Genomic DNA, 19,983 nt, shown 5'->3' on the forward strand with positions numbered 1-19,983 from the left:
ACGGATAGTAATTAGCTAACCGGGGCGACGAGGGGAAATGATGAACGAAACGTTGGCCACGACCATCTCCGATCACGGAGCGTTGGCCTTGGCTCTGGCCATCGCCGGAACGACGGCAGGGTTGGTACGCGCATACGTTGCGCACCGAACACGCCTGCACGAGGAGCGTGAGGCGTCGACACGAACCGCCGCCCGGGCCACCTGGCTGATCAGGCTGGCGGAGGCCGACCACGACGTCGTGCGGATCGTGGAGCGCGATCGGGACGGGCATCGCGAGGTGGAGCTGGGCAGCCGCGACTCGGCGCGACGTGACGACATCAGGGAGGCCGCGTGACGGGGGTGGAGGGCACCGCCGCCCTGACACCGGAGCCGGTCGACGGTGGAGCGGCGCGCAGAGCGGAGGCCGCGCGTGTCAAAGCCGAGCACGACCAGGAGTTCGCCACTTTCGCCGAGGGCAGTTACCACACGGTGGAGCGGATTCTCCGGGCGGCGTGCTGGGACCGTGAGGTGGTTCAGGACGCTCTCAACGAGGCCTACCTGCACGGGCGCGTCCAGTGGTTCAAGATCCGGACCTACACCGAGCCGATCGGCTGGGTGATCATCACGGCCCGAAACAAGATCCGCAAGGAGCTGCACCGACGCCAGCGCGAAGCCGCGGTAGCGCCGGAGGACCTGCCGCCGGCACCGCATACGGACATCGCCGACGTATGGGAAGCCCAGGAGACGCTGAGAACCTGGTTGCACCACCTTCCGTCGCGGCAGGCCGAAGTGTTCCAGATGTCTCGCGAGGGGTTCTCCAACCAGGAGATCGCGCGCATCCTCGGCCTGGCCGAAAACAGCGTCCGCTCCTACAAGCTCGCTGCCAGGAAACGCCTACGTGAGCTGGCCGAGGAAGCCGGCTATACGGACTCGGAGGGCCGCCGGCGCCAGGGAGGCAGCCGTGGATCTCGATGACATCCTGGAGTTGGCCGAGACGAGCCAACCCAGTCCGCTGGAACTCGCCCGAGCGCGCCGCGTGGCGCGGGCCGCGCAGGGCCAGTACGACCTGGCCGTCGCCGACGGATACGACATCATCGTCGACGCCGACCTCGTCGATCCGCTGACCTCGCCTGTCGACGAGGCGACCAGAGTCGCGCGTGCCGCGCAGCTCGCGAAGCTCGGCACTATCACCTGGACGACCGGCAGCTCCGGGCGTCTCTCCTGGTCGGACGAGATGGCGATGATATTCGGGCATGCTCCGGGAACGCTGCGCCTGACGCCCGACAGGCTTGCTCACCTCGTCCACCAGGCGGACGTGGAGAGAGTTCGCGACGTTGTCCGGACGGCATGGGAACGCCGTCGCCCCGGCGAGGTCACCTTCAGGGTGATCCAGCCGGGTGGCACCGTTCGCCACGTGCACTGCCACATCGAGATCCTCACCACCGACGGCGCACCGTCGGGGATCATCGCCACCGGCGCGGACGCCACCGCGCTCGAACTCGCCCGGCAGGAACGTCGCCGGCTCGCCACCCGCACCGAAATGCTGTGTGCCGACCTGGCCACGCTGGACATCGTCAGTGGACTGCCGACCCGCAGCTACCTGACCGACGAGGTCGACCGAGCCCGCCGTACCACCGGCGGAGCTCTCATCGTCGTGGCAACCGAACCCACCACCCGCCTAGCCGACGCGCTCACCGACGAGAACCACGACCAACTGACGGCCGAGGTCGCACGGCACCTGCGGACGATCGTCGGCGACGAGGTGACCTGCGGTCTGGTCGGACCCGGCCTGTGGGGCGTACTCCTCGCTCCGACCGAAGGGCACACCGAGGCTCCCGCGACCCTGGCGGCTCGGATCGTCGACACGTTTCGCCGCCACCTGTTCAGCGTTGAGCACAAGACCTTGCGCCTCTACACGTGGGCAGGCCTGGTGATCTTCGAGAGCGGGGTATCGGCAACCGGGTTCGAGCTGCTCATCGACGGCGAACACGCGGCCCGCGACGCGCGCCGCCGGTGCGTCCCGACCCGCGTCCTCGCCGAACCCGCGACGGCCAAGGACCGGATAGACAAATGCCGGTCACAGGTACGGCAGGCGGTGTCCACCAACAGGTTCGCCCTCTACGCCCAGCCCATCGTCGACCTCCGACTCAACGAGGTCACCCGTCACGAGATCCTCTTGCGAGTTCGCAGCGATGCCGACGAGTCCGTGGCACCGTGGGCCTTCCTCGACATGGCCGAGCGCGTCGGCGAGATCCTCACCGTGGACAAGTGGGTCATCGACCACGCCCTCGAACTGATCGGCCGCGGGGCCCAGACCTCCCACTACCAGGTCAACATCTCCGGCAAGTCCCTCGCCGACCCGGGCCTGCTCACCTACGTGACCGATGCGATCCGCCGACACGGGGTCAAGCCGGAATGCCTGACCTTCGAGATCACCGAAACCGCCCTCATCGAGAACCGGAACGAAGCTCTCGCCTTCGCCACGGGGATCAGAGAGATCGGCTGCCACCTCGCCCTGGACGACTTCGGTACGGGATACGGCGCCCTCGCTCACCTGAAATACCTGCCGGTGGACCTGGTGAAGATCGACGGGGTGTTCATCGTCGACCTCTGCCGGTCGCCGGCCGACCAGGCCGTCGTCTCGAAGCTGGTGGAACTCTGCCACACGCTCGGCATCCGTGTTGCCGCCGAATACGTCCAGGACGAGGAGACGCTGGAATTCCTGAAGAGCTGTGGAGTCGACTTCGCGCAGGGCTACAAGACCGGAAGACCCGAACCGCTCGACATCAGCCCCGAGAAGGCGGTGCGGACGATCGAATTCGAGCTGCGGCTCCCGCCGCAACACACCGCCCTGGGCTGACGAGCGAAGCCAGATCGAATCTGGCTTCGGGCCGGTCTACCTCAGGGGCGGTAGGTGTTCGCACGGGCGTAGCTCTTGGTCTGCAACAGACCGGGCACGAGCATCGGCTCGAAGTTCTTGAGTTCCACCGCCTCGGTCTCGTACCGATGTAGGTGGGCGTACTTGCCGCCGAGGCGCTGCCACCAGCCGTCCTCGCGCAGCGCCCGCGCCTGGTCGAGTAACGCGACGTGGCCCGTCTAACCGCCGCCATCGGGTAGACCCGGCAAGAGGTTTCGCGCGGCCTCTACCGCCGTCAGACCTGACGACCAGTCTTGGCGTTGAGGTCCCGCCCCCACGCCGTCACAAGAGGGCAGGCGTGCGACTTCGCCGCGTCGTGTCGGCGGTGCCCCGCCGCACTCGCGTGGTCGCCTTGACGGTCATCGACGCACCGGTCTCTACTAGTCACCGTGCCGGACCGAGCCCAAGCGCCTACGCCGAGAGAAACCCTTGCGCAGGAATCAAACCCCGGGCTCTCGGCGAGTGGATACCTCACCGACCGACTCGCCCAGTACCAGTCCTGGTACGACAAGAAGGCGGTGAAGGCGAAGACGACCCATCTCCGGACCCGCACTGCTGCCGTCGTCGGCGGCTCGCTGGTCCCGGTTCTCGTCAACCTCGACTTCCCCTACGCCCAGGCCGTGACCACCGTTGTGAGTCTGGTCGTCGCTGGGGCGGTGTCGTTGGAGAGCGTGTTCCGCTATCGGGAGCAGTGGAAGAACTACCGGTCGACAGAGCAGACCTTGGGGCACGAGAGGATCTACTTCCTCACCCGGACCGGGGTGTACACCAACCTGGACGACGCCACAGCGTTCGCCACCCTGGTCGAGCGGGTGGAGGCGACCATCGCCAACGAGAACGCCGCAACTTTGAGCGTCATGACCCAGGTCGGCTTCGCTGGGGAAGACGGGCAACCGGCGATCGAGCGGCGGGCATAGACCGCCGTAGGATGTCTCGCCGTGGGATATTCGGTGTCGCCTTCCGGCCGTCTGCACCTACCGGAGTCGGCCGACGTCGCTGCGGCCGCCGCTGTCAAAGCCGTCCTGACCGAGCGCAATGCTTGGCACCGGCCCGACGCGTCCTCGTCGAGTGAAACGCTGACCGACATCGCGGAAGTCGCCAGAGCATCGATCACCCGCGACGGGGACTGGATCGAGTTCGGTCACGACGACGAGGGAGACCCCAAGTGGTCGGACCGGGCCACGGCGTTCTACGTCGCGATCGCCCCGTTCGTTCGCTCCGGGGTCGTCGACATCGAAGGCGAAGACGGCGCTCGCTGGTCCTACACCTACGCTGCTGGGCAGATCACTCAACAGGGTTGGAACGGCTGGGACGGCTCCATCGAGCCGTTTGGCGAGTACGTGGCTCTCCCTGACCAGGACCACCCGGAGGTGCCCGGGTTGGGGTCTCGCTGATACGGCGTATACCGGAGAGTCATATTCATACCGCAGAGGTATATGGCTCACCGGGGCGGCACCGCCCGGACGGGCTACTGACCCGTGGACGGCCCATCGGACTCAGCCTGGCGCTCGGCTTGCCAGAGGGCGTGTCCCTTCAGCAGATATCCGGTCCTAGAAGCCGGATCTCCTCGTCGGGCAGGCGCAGCTCAAGCCGTCGAGTCGTGTGGCTGCGTCGCTCGATGAGATGTCGTCCCAATCATGCACCCAGCATGCGAAACGAGAACCGCAGGTCAAAGGCGAGACCACATCAACGGCCATCAGCCCAGGTATGGGCGTCAGGCCGATGATCCTCGGGCGGCCACTCTCAGGACACCCCGAGCAGTCGGATCTCGCAGCGGACGCCGCTGGCCTTGGCAAGCCGGCCATCACCGGTCACGAGTGGACAGGCCATCACCTCTGCCGCCACGACGTACGCCGCGTCGTAGGCCGTGACATTGCCCCGCAACTGCCACATCCGGTCAAGTAGCAACGCGACGCCAACCTCGTCGATGACCAACGAAGGCAGGGTGTCGATCGCCTCCTGAGCCCGAGCAAGACCGAGCTTCCCACCGAGGACCTTGCCTCTGATCACCGACATGACCTCGACCAGAAGATGGCTCGGTGCGGCCCAGTGCGGATCTCCGGCCAGTTCCGCCCGTGCCGCGTCGCCAACCGGCCCGTCATCGACCAGGGCATCGGCCAAAACCGACGCATCCACGACGATCACGCGGCGCTTCCCCACGGTCCACGCCGCTCTCGCTGGTCGCTCAACTCGGCGGCACTCTCCCCCAGGAGGGAGCGAGCACCGTCCGAACGTCCGGCGAAGCGATCAAGGGCCGCCGTGTTGCGCAGCCGTCGAGCCTGCGTCTCCACCAACTCCAGCAGGTACGCCTGGAGTGACTGCCCGCGCGCCTTGGCCTGGGCCGCCAGGGCGTCTCGTACTTCCTCTGGCACATCCCGAATCTGAAGAGCAACCATGCATTCATTATGCATGCAGCATCGACGACTGCCCCGGAAGACTCGAACCCTCAACCAACGGGTTCGTACGACGATCGCAGCACGACCAAGAGCCGCAGTTCGGAGAAGTGCGTGGGGCGGGCGGGACTCGAACCCGCGACCGAGGGATTATGAGTCCCCTGCTCTAACCGGCTGAGCTACCGCCCCTCACACCGCGCCGGATCTTATCCCGCCCGGTGGATCACGGGCCAGCAGTGATCCGGCCCCGCCTCATCATCGCCGTCGTCGCATCAGCAGCACGATGGGCAACGCGAGGATAACAGTGAGCAGCCAGCCGATCACGAGGGCGCCCCAGAGCAACGCGTCCTCCGGGCTCTCCTCCGCGACGAACATGCCGATGGTGAGCAGCAGGCAGAAGCCGCCCATGAGCAGGGTGCCCAGCCCGCTGAGCACCATCACCGGGACCTCCCACCAGGAACGTCCGGCGGGTTCGGGCTGGCGCTCGATGGGCCTGGGCTGCGGGATCTTGTCGGGGGTGCGGGCCGGCATGGTGACGTGCCGGTCGGCCGGCACCCCGGCGTCGATGGCCTGGATCGTCCCCGGGGGCAACCCGAGCATGGTCGGCTCGATGTGCAGCACGATGGCGTCCGCGCCGATGAGTTGCCGCGCGCCGTCGGGCCACGCGAGCATGGCGGCGCAGTCGGCGTAGCGGACGGTCAGGTGCCCGTCCGTCTGCAGGTAGGTGACACCGTCGACGCCGAGGCGGACTCCACCGGCGCCCTCCCGGGCCCGGTAGGTGGGGCCGTCGACGGTGTCGGCGGAGTGGGTGGGCGCGGCGGTGAAGCCGGCCCAGTCGGCGGTGTGGCCGCCGGGCACCATCAGCAGCGCCGAGGCCATCACCTCGCCGGCCACGTCGTGCAGGTCGGTGATGCTGACGGCCTTCAGCTCGGCCCGGTACTCGTCGAGGGTGAGGTTCGGCTGCCCGGTCAGCAGGTTCAGGGCGTACCCGGGTAGCCGCGCGGCGTCCACCTCGGTGGTGGCGAGGAAGTCCTCCCGCTTGGCGATGGTGGCGTCGAGGTCCGCCTGTTCGATCCGGCCGACCCGCATCTTCGCGAGTACGTCGATGAAGCCGCCGAGCACGGCGTCCTGCTTCTCCGCCAGCGCGTCGGCGAGTGCCCGCAGTGTGGCGTACCCGTCGCCGCGCGGCTCGTACCCGGTGGTGGTGGTGTAGGACAGGCCGGCGTCCTGGCGCAACGACCGGTACAGCTCGCGCTCCAGCACTCCGGCGAAGGTGCTGGCGGCGCTGCTGCGTCGTACCACCGAGTCGAGCACCACGGCGCGGGCGCCGCTGACGAAGTACGCGGGGGTGCGTGGCAGCGCTGACGACGCCGCCGGTACCGGCTGCCGGACCCCGCTGGGCAGGGCGAGCCGTAGCCCCGCGGGCACCCGGTCCCCGGCGATCCAGAGCACGGCGTTCTCCCGGGTGAACCAGCGGGCCGTCCACTGCCGCAGGTCGTCGGCGCTGAGCGCGCCCAGGCCCCATTCCGGGTAGCTGCTCAGGCCGAAGTCGCGGGCGCCGTAGCGCCACAGCGGGATGTCGTCGACGGCGGCGGAGCCCCGGCTGCTCCACTCGGTGCGCAGGATCTCCTTCTCGACGTCGAGCCGCCCGACCGGCAGGTCGGAGAGGTGCCCGCAGACGGCGGTGAGGAACGCCGCGATGTCCGCCTCGGAGCCCTGGGTGTGGAACGTGGTGAACGCGGGGGCGGTCGCGCCGTTCACGTGGTAGTCGGCCAGGCCGAGTGGTGCGAGCGCGAGGTGCTCGATGAGGTGGGTGATGCCGGAGCGGGCGAGCGTCTCGTCGGCGGTGCCGACCCGGAAGGTCAGCCCGGCGTGCATCGGCCCGCCGGTGGGGGCGAGCAGCGTGGGCACCCCGTCCACGTCCAGGTGCTGGATCATGAACGACCACCCTTCGCGTACGCCTCGGCGCGGAACTTGGTGAAGCCCTCAGCCCCGTCCACATAGGCCCACGGGTATTCGCTGCCCAGGTTGCCGAGGACGGTGAACTGGCTGGCGGCGGCAGACCACTGCCCGGTCAGGCTGAACATCAGCGCGAACGTCGAACGGACCCAGACCCAGTCCGCTCGGTCGACGTGGTCGGGGTGCAGCACCGACCGTTGTCCGCACTGCGCGATCTCGTCCACGACGGGCGTGCTGCGCAGGTACTCCGTGCGCTCCCGCTCGGTGTCGAAGTCCAGCCAGCGTTCCAGGTGCGCCTCGGCGACGAGCGCGGCGTTGGGTGCTCCGTCGGGTGCGGCCTCGGCGCACTCGCGGGCGAAGCCGAAGGTCCGGTCCCAGTCGCCGCTCCACTTCGGGCAGAGCTGCTGGAGCAGGCTGGCCTGCGCGGGCAGATGGTGGGGATGGTGTCGGGCGAGCCGGTCGTAGCGGCGACGTGCCTCGTTCTGGCCGAGTTGCAGGCCCCGGGCGAGGGTGATCCGCTGCGTCCAGGCTGCCGCGTCGTCCTCGTGCCGGGCGGTGACGTCGATCAACACCTGCTCAGCTCGTCGCAGGTGGTCGTGGAACTGCTCGAACTGGTTCCGGCTGACGTGCTGGGCTCGGGCGGCGCTGCGGATCCGCCAGCCGGTGCGGATGAGGCAGTTGCCGAGCAGCGTCCCGGCGAGGGCGTCGGCGGGGTCGTCGTCGTACACCCGCCGCAGGAACGGCTCGGTCCCCTCCTGGTCGCCGGCGGCAGCGACCAGCAGCGTCCGGTGGGCGGGGTCGCGGTCGGCGAACAGCGCGCGGACGGCGGGCCAGTCGGCGGCGTCGAGGGCCTTACGCAGGTCGTTGACCTCGGGGTACGCAGCACCAGCATCGAAGGTGGGGGCTGGCAGAGGGGCGGGCATGGCGGGGATCATAGGTGATCAACAAGGGCTGCGTGGCCCCCGTCGAGAGCCGGGTTCAGCCGGCGCGCAGCTCTTCCAGCACCGCTCCCGCGGCACGCCAGCCGCTGGCGAGGGCACCCTGGATGGACGGGCTGTCCCGGTGGTCACCGGCCACGAACAGCCCCTCCCCCAGCGACACGGGTTTGCGCAGCCGGCCCTGTGGTGGCGGCGCGGCGGGTAGCGCCTGCGGGACGGCCACTGTGGTGAGGTGGGTCCAGTCGGCGGTGGACTGACCGTACAGCCGGGTCAACTCGGTCCGGATGGTCGGCTCGGGTGGGGCGGCCGGACCGACCACGGAGGTGGCGATCAGGTGCCGTCCGGTCGGGGCGTAGGTCGGTGCGGCGTTGCTGAGCACCACCGTGTTCGCCACGATCTCGCGCCGGTCGCCGTCGACGAGCAGGATCGGTTCGGTGAGCGGCGGCTCGGGAGCGCTGTGGTAGTAGGTGGTGTAGCTGTGCATTCGTACCGTCGTCAGGGCCGGCACCAGCGCGGGCGCGGCGGGCGGGTCGACGGCGACCACGACGGCCCGGCAGCGGATGTCGCCGGCCTGGGTGCGAACCCGGCCGGGAGCGATCTCCGCGACCGGGGTGTCCAGGTCGAGCAGGTCGGCGGGGAGCGGGCCGGCGATGGCCCGGGGCAGCGCGGCCATCCCCTCGGCGGGCAGGCCGATGCGGCCCCGGGCGAAGGAGCGCAACACCATCGCGAGTACGTGGCTGGAGGTGGCCAGCTCCCGGTCGATGAACACGCCGGACAGGAAGGGTCGCAGCAGCTCCTCGATGATCGCGTCGGAGAGTCCCGCGCGGCGTAGCGCCGTCTCGGCACTGGTCTCCGGTGCGGCGAGCAGCCGGGACGTTGGCAGGGTGGCGCAGCCGGCGGCGAGCGCGGCGAAGCGCAGCCGGTCGCGCAGGGAGCCGACGCCGGCGAGCGCGGTGCCCGGGCCGCCGGTCGGTTCGCGCAGCGGGTTGACCAGCCGCAACAGGTCGTCGCCCTTGCGCACCAGCACGCCCGAGGTGAAGTACCCGAGGTTGAGGCGGTCGGTGTCGAGCAGCGTGCCGAGCCGTGGGTAGGCGGTGTTGAGCACCTGGAAGCCCCGGTCGACGAGGTAGCCGTCGACCACGTCGGTGGCGACCCGGCCGCCGAGCCGACCGCCGGCCTCCAGCAGCCGCCAGGGCACACCGGCGCGGTGCAGCCGGCGGGCGGCGGCGAGGCCGGCCAGGCCGCCGCCGACGACGACCACGTCGGTCTCAGCCAGCATCGCGCGCCTCCCGCTCACCGTTCGCCCGGGACAACCGGCCCGGCCACCAGACCTTCGGCCCGATGTCGTACGCCAGTGCGGGCACCAGCAACGACCGGACGATGATCGTGTCGATCAGTACCCCGATCGCGACGGCCGTACCCAACTCGACCAGCACCACAAGTGGCAGGACGGCGAGGGCGGAGAACGTCGCGGCGAGCACGATGCCGGCAGAGGTGATCACCCCGCCGGTGACGGCGAGGCCGGCGAGCACACCCGCGCGGGTACCCCGCCTGACCGACTCCTCGCGGACCCGGCTCATCAGGAAGATGTTGTAGTCGATGCCGAGGGCGACCAGGAACACGAACGCGAACAGCGGAAACGACGAGTCCACGCCGGGGAAGTCGAAGACGTGGCGGAACAGCAGCGCGCACAGGCCGAGGGTCGCCGCGAAGCTGAGCAGGACGGTGGCGATCAGCAGCACCGGGGCGAGCAGCGCCCGCAGCAGCAGGGCCAGGATCACCGCGATGACCACCAGCACCACCGGGATGATGACGTTCTGGTCGCGCTTCGCGGCGTCCGAGGTGTCCACGTTGATCGCGGTGAAGCCACCGACCACGGCGTCCGCGCCGGGCACCTGGTGTACGGCGACGCGCAGCTCGCGGATGGTCCGCTCGGCACCGTCACTGTCGGGTGGGTCGGTGAGGGTGGCCTCCAGTTGCACCCGCCCGTCGACGACCTTCGGTGCGGCGTTCGGGTCCGGTGGGCCGGTCTGCGGGCCGGCGGGAAGTGGGCGGACGTCGGCGACACCACGTACGCCCTGCGCCACCTGGGCGACCTGCCGGGCGGCCTGTTCGGTGGTGAAGATGGTGGCCGGGCTGCCCGTGCCGGCCGGGTAGTGCCGGGAGATCACCTCCTGGCCGTCGACCGAGTCGACGCGTTGGGTGAACAGGTCGGACTGGCCGAGGGTGGTCGCGCCGAGTTGGGTGAGCCCGAGCGTGAGGAGGGCCAGCACGACGGCGGTGCTCAGCCAGATCGGTCGGGCGTGCCGGGCCACGAAGCCGGCGATGCGACTCCAGATGCCATGTTCCATGCGCGGGTCGGCCTGGTCCTCGCGGGGCCGTCGGGGCCAGAACACCCACCGACCGCCGAGCACCAGCAGCGCGGGCAGGAACGTGAGCATCACCAACAGGGTGGCGGCGATGCCGATGGCGGCGACCGGGCCGAGCGCCCGGTTGGAGTTGAGGCTGGACAGCAGCAGGCAGAGCAGGCTGACGATGACCGTGCCGCCGGAGGCGATGATGGCCGGCGCGGCCCCCTTCCAGGCGGCACGCATGGCGGCCCAGGGCCGGTCGTGGCGGTGCAGCTCCTCGCGGTAACGGGCGATCAGCAGCAACGCGTAGTCGGTGCCGGCACCGAAGACCAGCACGGTGAGGATGCCCTGGGCCTGCCCGTTGAGCTTGAGCACGTCGGCGTCGGCGAGCAGGTAGACGAAGACCGAGGCGAGGGCGTACGACATCCCGGCGGCCAGCAGCGGGAAGATCCAGAGCACCGGGCTGCGGTAGACGACCAACAGGATGATCAGCACTACGACCAGGGTGACCAGCAGCAGTGGCCCGTCGATGGCGGAGAACACCTCGATCAGGTCGGCGAGCAGGCCGGCCGGGCCGGAGACGTCCACGGTGAGGCCGTCCCGGTCCCCGCCGGTGATGTCGCGAAGCTGTTCGACGACCGTGCCGATCTCCTCACCCGCGGCGTCGTCCACGGGTACGACGACCTGGAGGGCCTGGCCGTCCTCGCTGGGGATGGGCGGTGGCAGCGGCGTGACCACGCCGGGCACCTGGGCGAACCGGGCGGCGTCCGCGCTCACCCGCTGCCGGTCCGCGTCGGTGATCCCGGAGGGCCGCTCGTAGACGACCAGAGCCGGGATGGTCTCCCGGTCGACGAACTGACCGGCGAGGTCCTGGGCCCGGGTCGCCTCGGCGTCGGTGGGCAGGAAGGCGGCGTTGTCGTTGGTGGCGACCTCGCTGAGGCGTCCGGCGTACGGGCCGGCGACACCGCCGATCACCAGCCAGGCCAGCACGACCACCACCGCGACCAGTGTGGCCCTGCCGCCTCGTCCGGACATGCGTACTCACCCCAAGGATCGGCGCGTCGATCGACGCGGCGGAAGCCTGGGTCGACATCGACCATCCTGCCGGGCACGGGAGCCCCAGGCGGCCCAAACCTCTCATTCCGCCTCGCGCCCCGCGCCCCGCGCGCCTCGCCCCGCCCCGCCTCGCCCCGCGCCTCCCCGCCCCGCCCCGCGCCGCGCCGCCCCGCGCCGCCCCGCGCCGCGCCGCGCCGCGCCGCGCCGCGCCCAAGATCGTGCTCAAACCACGAAGTAGTGGCCTCACCAACGCACCGACACCACTACAACAACGAACGAGCACGATCTTGGGCCAGGACCCCCGCTGCGGCGCTCCGCACCGGAAAACCCGGCCCGAGATCCGCACAACATCGGGGAAAGTGCTGGCTTACCGCGCGCTGAGGCCGCAACATCCCCGAAGTTGCTGCCACGAACGCCGGCCCCCGCGAACACGGGCGGGCGGGTCGGCGGGTCGGTGGGAGAGCGTGGCCGCGCTGCGGGACGTGGGCGCACGAGAACGCCCGCCGGCATCAGGCCGACGGGCGTTGGGTGGAGAAGCTCCCCCGATTGGACTCGAACCAATAACCTGCCGGTTAACAGCCGGCTGCTCTGCCAATTGAGCTACAGGGGATCGTGCACCGCCCGGGATCGGATCTCGCCGACGCCGTGCGACGGGACAAGAGTACAGGACTTTCCCCGGTGGCGGTCCAGTGGGTTCCACCCCAGCGCCCGTTGATCAAGATGCGCAGGTCAGGATCGACGACGCATCGACAAACGGGGTAAATCGCCATCCCGGCCCAGACATGCTTGAGCGGGGAGCAGGATGGGTAGTTAGCTGCGGACAGAGGACGCAGGCGCGAACAGGTCGCCTTCCGACGGGGCAACTCGCCGGGGCGACGGCGCGTCAGGTACGGAAGGAGCCGCCATGCGCGGAAAGATCATGTTTCTTGGCGGGCTGGCTGCGGGATTCGTCCTGGGCGCCCGTGCCGGCCGGGAGAAGTACGAAGAGCTGGTGGTCCGGGGCCGTAAGGTGCTCGACCACCCGACCGTCCAGGAGGCGGCCGGGGTCGCGCAGGCCCAGGCGAACAAGCTCTACAGCGAGGGCAAGGACAAGCTCGGCCAGACCAAGCTGGGCGAGAAGCTGGGTAACGGCAACGGCAGCACCGGCAAGCAGGAGCTGACCGCCGCCGACGACGCGTTCGCCGGCACGCCCGCCACGGTGGGCGCCAAGGCGGGCACCAGCACGGTCGGCACGACCTCCGGGTCGCCGTCGTCCACGAACCCCCGCACCAAGCCGTCCGGCTCGGGCACGAACGCCAGCACGCTCTGACCCATCGCACCTCGACGGGCCGGTCGCCGCAGGGCGACCGGCCCGTGGTCTGTCCGAGGTGCGGTCAGTCCTTGCTGCTGAACGCCGCGTCGAAGGCGGCACTCGGAGCGTCGAAGGCGAGCCGGCGGACGAACTGCAGCGCCTCCGGGGCACCGACGAGCCGGTCCATCCCGGCGTCCTCCCACTCGACCGAGATCGGGCCGTCGTAGCCGATCGCGTTCAACGCGCGGAAGCAGTCCTCCCAGGGCACGTCGCCGTGCCCGGTGGAGACGAAGTCCCACCCGCGGCGCAGGTCGGCCCAGGGCAGGTGCGAGGCGAGCCGGCCACGCCGGCCGTCCCCGGTGCGCACCTTCGCGTCCTTGCAGTCCACGTGGTAGATCCGGTCGGCGAAGTCGAAGATGAAGTTCACCGGGTCCAGCTCCTGCCACACGAAGTGCGACGGGTCCCAGTTCAGCCCGAACGCGGGCCGGTTGCCGATCGCCTCCAGCGTCCGCTTGGTCGTCCAGTAGTCGTACGCGATCTCGCTGGGGTGCACCTCGTGCGCGAACCGCACCCCGACCTCGTCGAACACGTCGAGGATCGGGTTCCACCGGTCGGCGAAGTCCTGGTAGCCGCGCTCGATCATCGACGGCGGCACCGGCGGGAACATCGCCAGGGTGTGCCAGATCGACGAACCGGTGAAGCCGACGACCGTCTTCACCCCGAGCTTCGCGGCCGCCCGCGCGGTGTCCTTGATCTCCTCGGCGGCCCGCTGACGGACCCCCTCGGGCTCCCCGTCGCCCCAGATGCGGCCGGGCAGGATGTCCTGGTGCCGCTCGTCGATCGGGTGGTCACAGACCGCCTGACCGACCAGGTGGTTGGAGATCGTGAAGACCTGAAGGTTGTGCTTCGCGAGGGTCTCCCGCTTGCGCTCGACGTAGGAGTCGTCGGCGAGTGCCTTGTCGACCTCGAAGTGGTCGCCCCAGCAGGCGATCTCCAGACCGTCGTAGCCCCACTCGGAGGCGAGCCGGCAAACCTCCTCGAACGGAAGGTCGGCCCACTGGCCGGTGAAGAGCGTGATGGGTCGCGCCATTGTTCTTCTCCCCTGTTGTCATGGGGGATTCCAGGTGCGGACCGGGGCGAGGGTGACCGGACGTACGCGACGCCGGGCGGTCACCGGTGGGTGCGGAACACACCTGGGCCCGGCGGGTTGCGCCTCCCACCGGGTCACCGGCCACCAGCACGGTCGCCGACCCCACCCTATTTCCGTGGCACCCCATCGCGAAAGCCCCGCAGGCCGATCATCACTCGGCCACCTCCTCCGGCGCGGGCAGCGCGACCCGCACGGTGAAGCCGCCACCGGCACGCGGGCCGGCGGAGAACGTGCCGCCGAGCCGTTCGGCGCGTCTGCGTACCCCGAGCAGACCCTGCCCGGTGTGGTTAGCGCTGCCGCCCGACGGCGCTGGACCGGCGCCCTCGTCGCGTACCTCGATGGTGATGCCCGTGGTGTCGTAGCGCAGGCGGACCGCGACCGGCGCGCCCGGCGCGTGCCGGCAGGCGTTGGTCAGCGCCTCCTCGATGATCCGGTACGCCACGACGTCGACCGGCCCGGGCAGCGGCCGAGGGTACCCGGCCAGGCTCCAGCGCACCGGCTGGCCCGCGGCGAAGCCCTCCACCAGCGCGTCGAGACGATTCAGGCTGGGTGTCGGCCCGGTCGACCGATCGGGCTCCTCGGCCCCGGCCCCGTGCAGCAGCCGGTGCCCGTGCGCCTGCACCATCCGGCGCCACTGCGCCATACGCCCCATGCTGGTCAAGGTACGGCAGTGGCCTGTGAGCCCGGCCTTTGGCGGTGCACGCCGGGCGGGGCGTAACTGGTGTGAGCGTTGTACCTGTGCGTCATGTCCATGACTCACAGGTACAACGCTCACCGGGGCACTGCCTCGGGAGAGGCCGCCGCCAGGTCGGCCGTGGGCTCACTGGCCGGTGACGGCGGCTCCTCCCGGCTCAGTCGGTCAGGGCAGGGTCCACTTCTGGTTGGCCGCGTTCAGGCAGGTCCAGAGGTGCACGACGGTGCTGTCCGCCGAGTTGTTGCCGGAGACGTCCAGGCACTTGCCGGACGACGGGTTGCGCAGGGTGCCGTCGGACGCCGCCGCCCAGTTCTGCGCCCCGCTGCCGTTGCAGGTCCAGAGCTGGATCTTGGTGCCGTCGGCGGTGCCGCTCCCGTTGACGTCCAGGCACTTGCCGAGCGCCTTGATCGTCGAGTTCGGCGTCACGGTCCAGGTCTGCGCCGCGCTGCTGTTGCACGTGTAGATCTGGATCTGGGTGCCGTCGGCGGTGCCGCCGCTGCGCACGTCCAGGCACTTGCCGGCCAGTCCCTTGACCGGGCCGACCCCGGTGCTGCCGCCACTGCCCTTGACCAGGGTGAAGTCGTCGACGTCGAAGAGGCCCGTGCCGCTACCGGTGAAGGTGAGGTAGAGGTTCTGGGTGCCGGACGGGACGTTGGACAGGGCCGTGGTGACGTTCGCGAAGGTCGTCCAGCTGCCGGTGTTCGGCACCGCGACAGTGCCGAGCACCGGGCCGGTGGCCGAGCCGGTGCGCACCTGGATGGTGCCACCCGCGCCACCGGAGACGACCCGGGAGGTGAACGAGGTGACCCCGGTCAGGTTGACACCGTTGTACGCCGCCCAGTCGCCCGGGTCGATGTAACCGATGGTCTGCCCACCGTTGGCGCCCGCCTTGGTGAACGCGGAGACCCCGTTGGCCGAGCTGAACGCCTCGGCCTGGATCGTCCCGGTCGGTGGCGGCGTGGTGCCCAACTCCTTGATCCGGATGTTGCGGAACGAGGCGTCGTCACCGGTGCCGTGGTTCTGGATGCCGATGTGGCCGGCCAGCGAGCGGACCGGGTTGGTGTTGGTGAAGTCGTTGATCTTCACCCCGTTCAGGAAGATCTGTAGCCGCTCACCCTCGACCAACAGCTCGTAGGTGTTCCACTCCCCCGGCGCGTTCAGCGCCGCGTCGCGGGCGGCGATGTCGGCCGACTTGAACGTGTAGACCGCTCCGGTGGTGCGGTCGGTCGCGTCGGTCGCGTCGATCTGGATCTCGTAGCCGTTGTCCACCGCCGACCACGGATCACTGGACGGCGGGAACCCGATGAAGATGCCGGAGTTGTCGTCCCCGGCCAACTTCCAGTCCAGCTTCAGCGAGTAGTTGGTGAACTGCTTGGCGTTGTACCAGAACAGCCCCATGCCGCCGACCGAGGTCAGGGTGGCGTCGGAGTTGGTGAAGCTGCCCGGACCGGCCTGCGACCAGCCGGTCGTCGAGCCGTTGAAGATCGGCGTGTAGCCGGTCTCGGGCCGGCAGTCGGCCTTGCTCCGACCGGAGGCGTACCGGATGCCGCCGAGCAGGTGGTTCCGGAACCCCGACTCCGCGTACGACGCCTGGGTGTGCCCGGCACCGGTGTAGAAGGACCGGCCGCCGTTGTAGCTCTTGCACCAGCTCAGCGGGTGGTCGGCGCCCATCCCGCCGCCGGAGTACGACGACTCGTCGAGCGTGGCGAGCACGTGCGCGGTCGACCGGGCGTTGGTCCGGTAGTTGTACCACTCGTCGGTGCGGGTCCAGGTCTGCGGCAGGTGCGCCGTCGCCGCGTGGCCCCGGTCCTCCACCTTCATGTTGGCCTGCTGGATCGCCGGGTGCGAGGCGAACCACGCGCCCACGAGGTTGCCGTAGAACGGCCAGTCGTACTCGGTGTCGGCGGCGGCGTGCACACCCACGTACCCGCGGCCGGAGCCGATGTACGACTCGAAGGCGGTCTGCTGGCTGGCGTTGAGCACGTCGCCGGTGGTGTTGAGGAAGACGACCGCCTCGTACTGGTTGAGGTTGCTGGTGGTGAACGCGGCGGCGTCCTCGGTGGCGGTGACTGTGAAGTTGTTCGCCGCGCCCAGGTCACGGATGGTCTGGATGCCGACCGGGATCGCGTCGTGCCGGAAGCCGGCGGTCTTGGAGAACACCAGGACGTCGTAGGGGGCGTCGGCGGCGCTGGCCGGGGTGGCCGGGGTGGTACAGGCGATGACGGCGAGTGCGGCCATGGCCGCACCGAGGACGGGTCGCAGGCGTCTGCGCATATCGCTCTCCTAATCGCGGTTAGGAAGGGCCCCTTGTACAACACTAGGCGTTAACAAGGGGCCCTTCCTTTCAGCTCAGGGCAGGGTCCACTTTTGGTTGGCGGCACCGCTGACGCAGGTCCACAGGTGGACCACCGTGCTGTCGGCGGAGTTGTTGCCGGAGACGTCGAGGCACTTGCCGGACGCCGGGCTTCGCAGCGTGCCGTCAGCCTGGGCGGACCAGTTCTGCGCGGCGGTCCCGTTGCAGGTCCAGAGCTGGATCTTGGTGCCGTCCGCGGTGCCGGCAGCCGAGACGTCCAGGCACTTACCCAACGACTTGATCGTCGAGTTCGGGGTGACCGCCCAGGTCTGCGCCGCGCTGGCGTTGCAGGTGTAGATCTGGATCTGCGTGCCGTCGGCGGTGGCGCCACTGCGCACGTCCAGACACTTGCCGCCCAGGCCCTTGATCGCCCCGGCCCCGCCGGCCGGCGGAGTGCCCGTGACGAAGGTGAAGGCGTCCAGGTCGAAGAGCGCCCCGGTGCCCGACCCGGCGAAGGTCAGGTACAGCGTGGTCGTGCCGGTCGGCGGGTTGGTGATCGTCCCGGTCACCGTGGTGAAGGTTTCCCAGCCGCCGGTCACCGGGACCGTGGCGGAGCCGAGCACCGTGCCGGTGGCCGAGCCGGCCCGGACCTGGAGGGTGCCACCGGCACCCGCCGAGGAGACCCGGGCGTTGAACGAGGTCACGTTGCCCAGCCGGTACGGCTGGAACGCGATCCAGTCACCGTTGTTGATGTCGCCGACGGTCTTGCCACCCTCGGCCGGGGTCTTGCTGAACACGTTGATCCCGGACGAGGTGCCGTAGAACTCGGCCTGCCGGTGCCGCGGCGGCAGCGTGTGCTGGGTGTGCGTGGTCAGCCCACCGGCGTCGGTGTACTCGGCGTCGAAGATCGCGAAGATGTTCGCCGCGTCGTCGTGCTCACCGTCGACCGGGATGGTGATCGAGCCCGAGCACCCGTTCTGCGAGGTGATCTGGTGCCCGTGCTGGTCGTGCCCGAGCACGTAGGTCATCTTGACCTTCGTGCAGTCGATGGTGCCGTCCTCCGGGTCGGTGACCGTGATGCTGTACGGCACCGTGTCGCCGAAGCCGAACAGCTGACCGTTGCCCGGGTTGTTGATGGTCACCGTGGGCGCGGTGTTGCCGACGCTGATCTGCACACTGCTGCTGCCGGTGGCGCCCTGCGGGTCCCGCACCGTCAGCGTGGCGGTGTAGGTGCCGTTGGCGCTGTAGGTCTTCGTCGGGTTGGCGGCGGTCGAGGTGGTCCCGTCACCGAAGGCCCACGAGTAGGTCAGCGCACCGCCCTCGGGGTCGGACGAGCCGGCCGAGGAGAAGGTCACCGCGAGCGGGGCCGCACCGGAGGTGCGGTTGGCGCTGGCTTTCGCGGTGGGTGCCCGGTTGCCGCCGCCGACGTAGTCGAAGCGGTAGAGCGCCGAGTTGGCGTCACCGTTGAAGTAGCCGGTGCCGTAGTCGAGCACGTAGTACGCGCCGTCCGGGCCGAACGCCGAGTCCATCACCTGCTTGCCGACCCAGGGGAAGGTGTCGATGGCGCCCCGGGAGCCGTCGGAGTTGACGTGGATCGGCTTGATCCAACCCCGGCCGAACTCGGTGGCGAAGAACTGCCCGTCGAAGGACTGCGGGAACTTCGTGGTGGAGGTCGACGAGGCGTTGTACCGGTAGACCGGGCCGCCCATCGGCGACTCGGAGCCGCCGCCGAACTCGCTCGGGGTGCCGGCGTCGCCGGCGTACCGGATCCAGGCCGGCTGGGCGGGCGGCAGGGTGGTCCGGCCGGTGTTGCGGAACGAGTTGTTGGTCGGCCCGCCGGTGCAGTTGTACTTCGCCCCGCTGGCGTTGGTGGCGAAGTCCCACTCGTTGTACGTCTCGCTGGTGGTGTTGGTGCCGGTGCAGTACGGCCAGCCGTAGTTGCCCGGCGCGGCGACCCGGTTGAACTCCACCTGGCCGGACGGGCCGCGGGTGGAGCTGGTGGAGCCGGCGTCCGGCCCGTAGTCACCGACGTAGACGACACCGGTGGCCTTGTCCACGCTGATCCGGAACGGGTTGCGGAAGCCCATCGCGTAGATCTCCGGCCGGGTGCTGGCCGTGCCGGGCGCGAACAGGTTGCCCGACGGGATGGAGTACGTCCCGTTCGCGTTCACCTTGATCCGCAGGATCTTGCCCCGCAGGTCGTTGGTGTTGCCGGCGCTGCGCTGCGCGTCGTACGCCGGGTTGCGGTTGGTCCGCTCGTCCAGCGGCGAGTAGCCGGCCGACTCGAACGGGTTGGTGTCGTCACCGGTCGACAGGTAGAGGTTGCCGGCCGTGTCGAAGTCGATGTCCCCACCGACGTGGCAGCACACACCGCGGCTGGCCGGGACGTCGAGCACGTCGACCTTGCTGGCCTGGTTGAGCGTGAAGTCGGAGTTGAGGGTGAACCGGGAGAGGCGGTTCACCCCGTTCCAGGCGGAGAAGTCGGTGCCGGTCGCCGGAGCGTCGCCGCTGGGGGTGGAGAGCGGCGGGGCGTAGTAGAGGTAGATCTGCCGGTTGCTGGCGAAGCCGGGGTCGACGCCGACGCCCTGCAACCCCTCCTCGTCGTGCGTGTAGACCGACAGGGTGCCGATCACGGAGGTGGTGCCGTTGGCGTCGGTGCGGCGCAGGGTGCCGTTGCGGGCGGTGTGCAGGACGGAACGGTCCGGCAGCACGGCCAGCGACATCGGTTCGCCCATGTCGCTCACCCCACGGGCGAGTTCGACCTGCTGGAAGTCGGTGGCGACGATCGTGTGCGCCTGCGCGGGGGTCGGGCCGGCGCCGAGTGTGACCGCTCCGGCCGCGGCCACCAGCAGCGCTGCCGATCCGGCCGAGAACCATCGTCGGGACCGGTGTCTTGGAGCGTCCTTCATGGACATGGGTGCTGCCCCTTCCTGACGATTGACTGCCAGGCCGGGCGCGCGCC

16 protein-coding genes and 2 tRNA genes are annotated in these 19,983 nt (G+C 69.8%); 6 read left to right on the plus strand and 12 right to left on the minus strand.

The genetic code is table 11. The features are described from left to right. The first annotated feature begins 40 nt into the window (after positions 1 to 40). The 5 genes from ABGB10_RS04440 to ABGB10_RS04460 all read left to right on the plus strand — a co-directional run bounded on the left by ABGB10_RS04440 (position 41) and on the right by ABGB10_RS04460 (position 4,290). Positions 41 to 334: a hypothetical protein gene (locus ABGB10_RS04440; RefSeq protein ID WP_347659554.1), complete on the plus strand. Its 294-nt coding sequence runs from the start codon at positions 41 to 43 to the stop codon at positions 332 to 334. Continuing rightward, on the plus strand, positions 331 to 954 hold the full coding sequence (locus ABGB10_RS04445; protein WP_347659555.1) for an RNA polymerase sigma factor: 624 nt from the start codon (positions 331 to 333) through the stop codon (positions 952 to 954). Before ABGB10_RS04440 ends, ABGB10_RS04445 begins: the two co-directional genes overlap by 4 nt. Next, the gene (locus tag ABGB10_RS04450; RefSeq protein WP_347659556.1) at positions 878 to 2,839 is read left to right on the plus strand and encodes an EAL domain-containing protein; all 1,962 of its coding nucleotides are present in this window, start codon (positions 878 to 880) and stop codon (positions 2,837 to 2,839) included. The genes ABGB10_RS04445 and ABGB10_RS04450 overlap by 77 nt, the downstream gene beginning before the upstream one ends. A 446-nt stretch (positions 2,840 to 3,285) precedes the next feature. After that, positions 3,286 to 3,813: a DUF4231 domain-containing protein gene (locus ABGB10_RS04455; protein WP_347659557.1), complete on the plus strand. Its 528-nt coding sequence runs from the start codon at positions 3,286 to 3,288 to the stop codon at positions 3,811 to 3,813. Between the two features lie 21 nt (positions 3,814 to 3,834). Next, positions 3,835 to 4,290, plus strand: a complete 456-nt coding sequence (locus ABGB10_RS04460; protein WP_347659558.1) for a hypothetical protein — start codon at positions 3,835 to 3,837, stop codon at positions 4,288 to 4,290. Positions 4,291 to 4,639: 349 nt separating this feature from the next. Here ABGB10_RS04460 and ABGB10_RS04465 read toward each other — a convergent pair whose 3' ends face one another. The 8 genes from ABGB10_RS04465 to ABGB10_RS04500 all read right to left on the minus strand — a co-directional run bounded on the left by ABGB10_RS04465 (position 4,640) and on the right by ABGB10_RS04500 (position 12,203). Further along, positions 4,640 to 5,056 (minus strand): type II toxin-antitoxin system VapC family toxin, encoded by a 417-nt coding sequence (locus tag ABGB10_RS04465; protein WP_347659559.1) that lies wholly within the window; start codon positions 5,054 to 5,056, stop codon positions 4,640 to 4,642. Next, positions 5,038 to 5,292: a hypothetical protein gene (locus tag ABGB10_RS04470; protein WP_347659560.1), complete on the minus strand. Its 255-nt coding sequence runs from the start codon at positions 5,290 to 5,292 to the stop codon at positions 5,038 to 5,040. The genes ABGB10_RS04465 and ABGB10_RS04470 overlap by 19 nt, the downstream gene beginning before the upstream one ends. Positions 5,293 to 5,404: 112 nt before the next feature. Continuing rightward, a tRNA-Ile gene (locus ABGB10_RS04475) sits at positions 5,405 to 5,478 on the minus strand. A 66-nt stretch (positions 5,479 to 5,544) separates the two neighbouring features. Then, a complete protein-coding gene (locus ABGB10_RS04480; RefSeq protein WP_347659561.1) occupies positions 5,545 to 7,227 on the minus strand; it encodes an insulinase family protein in 1,683 nt (560 codons plus the stop codon). Then, positions 7,224 to 8,171 (minus strand): hypothetical protein, encoded by a 948-nt coding sequence (locus ABGB10_RS04485; protein WP_347659562.1) that lies wholly within the window; start codon positions 8,169 to 8,171, stop codon positions 7,224 to 7,226. The genes ABGB10_RS04480 and ABGB10_RS04485 overlap by 4 nt, the downstream gene beginning before the upstream one ends. Positions 8,172 to 8,226: 55 nt before the next feature. Next, positions 8,227 to 9,465 carry an NAD(P)/FAD-dependent oxidoreductase gene (locus ABGB10_RS04490; protein ID WP_347659563.1) on the minus strand — a complete coding sequence of 413 codons (1,239 nt, stop codon included), beginning with the start codon at positions 9,463 to 9,465 and terminating at the stop codon, positions 8,227 to 8,229. Next, positions 9,455 to 11,572, minus strand: a complete 2,118-nt coding sequence (locus tag ABGB10_RS04495; RefSeq protein ID WP_347659564.1) for an MMPL family transporter — start codon at positions 11,570 to 11,572, stop codon at positions 9,455 to 9,457. The genes ABGB10_RS04490 and ABGB10_RS04495 overlap by 11 nt, the downstream gene beginning before the upstream one ends. A gap of 558 nt (positions 11,573 to 12,130) precedes the next feature. Next, positions 12,131 to 12,203, minus strand: a tRNA-Asn gene (locus tag ABGB10_RS04500). A gap of 294 nt (positions 12,204 to 12,497) precedes the next feature. Here ABGB10_RS04500 and ABGB10_RS04505 point away from each other — a divergent pair. Next, positions 12,498 to 12,902, plus strand: coding sequence for a hypothetical protein (locus ABGB10_RS04505; RefSeq protein WP_269682837.1), 405 nt, complete (start codon positions 12,498 to 12,500; stop codon positions 12,900 to 12,902). Positions 12,903 to 12,966: 64 nt separating this feature from the next. On the opposite strand, the gene ABGB10_RS04510 is transcribed toward ABGB10_RS04505, so the two are convergent. The 4 genes from ABGB10_RS04510 to ABGB10_RS04525 all read right to left on the minus strand — a co-directional run bounded on the left by ABGB10_RS04510 (position 12,967) and on the right by ABGB10_RS04525 (position 19,936). Then, the gene (locus ABGB10_RS04510) at positions 12,967 to 13,974 is read right to left on the minus strand and encodes a sugar phosphate isomerase/epimerase family protein (RefSeq protein ID WP_347659565.1); all 1,008 of its coding nucleotides are present in this window, start codon (positions 13,972 to 13,974) and stop codon (positions 12,967 to 12,969) included. Positions 13,975 to 14,185: 211 nt separating this feature from the next. Then, complete coding sequence (locus ABGB10_RS04515) at positions 14,186 to 14,677, minus strand: ATP-binding protein (RefSeq protein WP_347659566.1); 492 nt, start codon at positions 14,675 to 14,677, stop codon at positions 14,186 to 14,188. Positions 14,678 to 14,893: 216 nt separating this feature from the next. Beyond that, positions 14,894 to 17,002: a ThuA domain-containing protein gene (locus tag ABGB10_RS04520; RefSeq protein WP_347659567.1), complete on the minus strand. Its 2,109-nt coding sequence runs from the start codon at positions 17,000 to 17,002 to the stop codon at positions 14,894 to 14,896. A gap of 75 nt (positions 17,003 to 17,077) precedes the next feature. Next, positions 17,078 to 19,936, minus strand: a complete 2,859-nt coding sequence (locus tag ABGB10_RS04525; RefSeq protein ID WP_347659568.1) for a PQQ-dependent sugar dehydrogenase — start codon at positions 19,934 to 19,936, stop codon at positions 17,078 to 17,080. Positions 19,937 to 19,983: the final 47 nt, after the last annotated feature.

The organism is Micromonospora sp. B9E7, from assembly GCF_039871815.1.
Taxonomy (GTDB): domain Bacteria; phylum Actinomycetota; class Actinomycetes; order Mycobacteriales; family Micromonosporaceae; genus Micromonospora.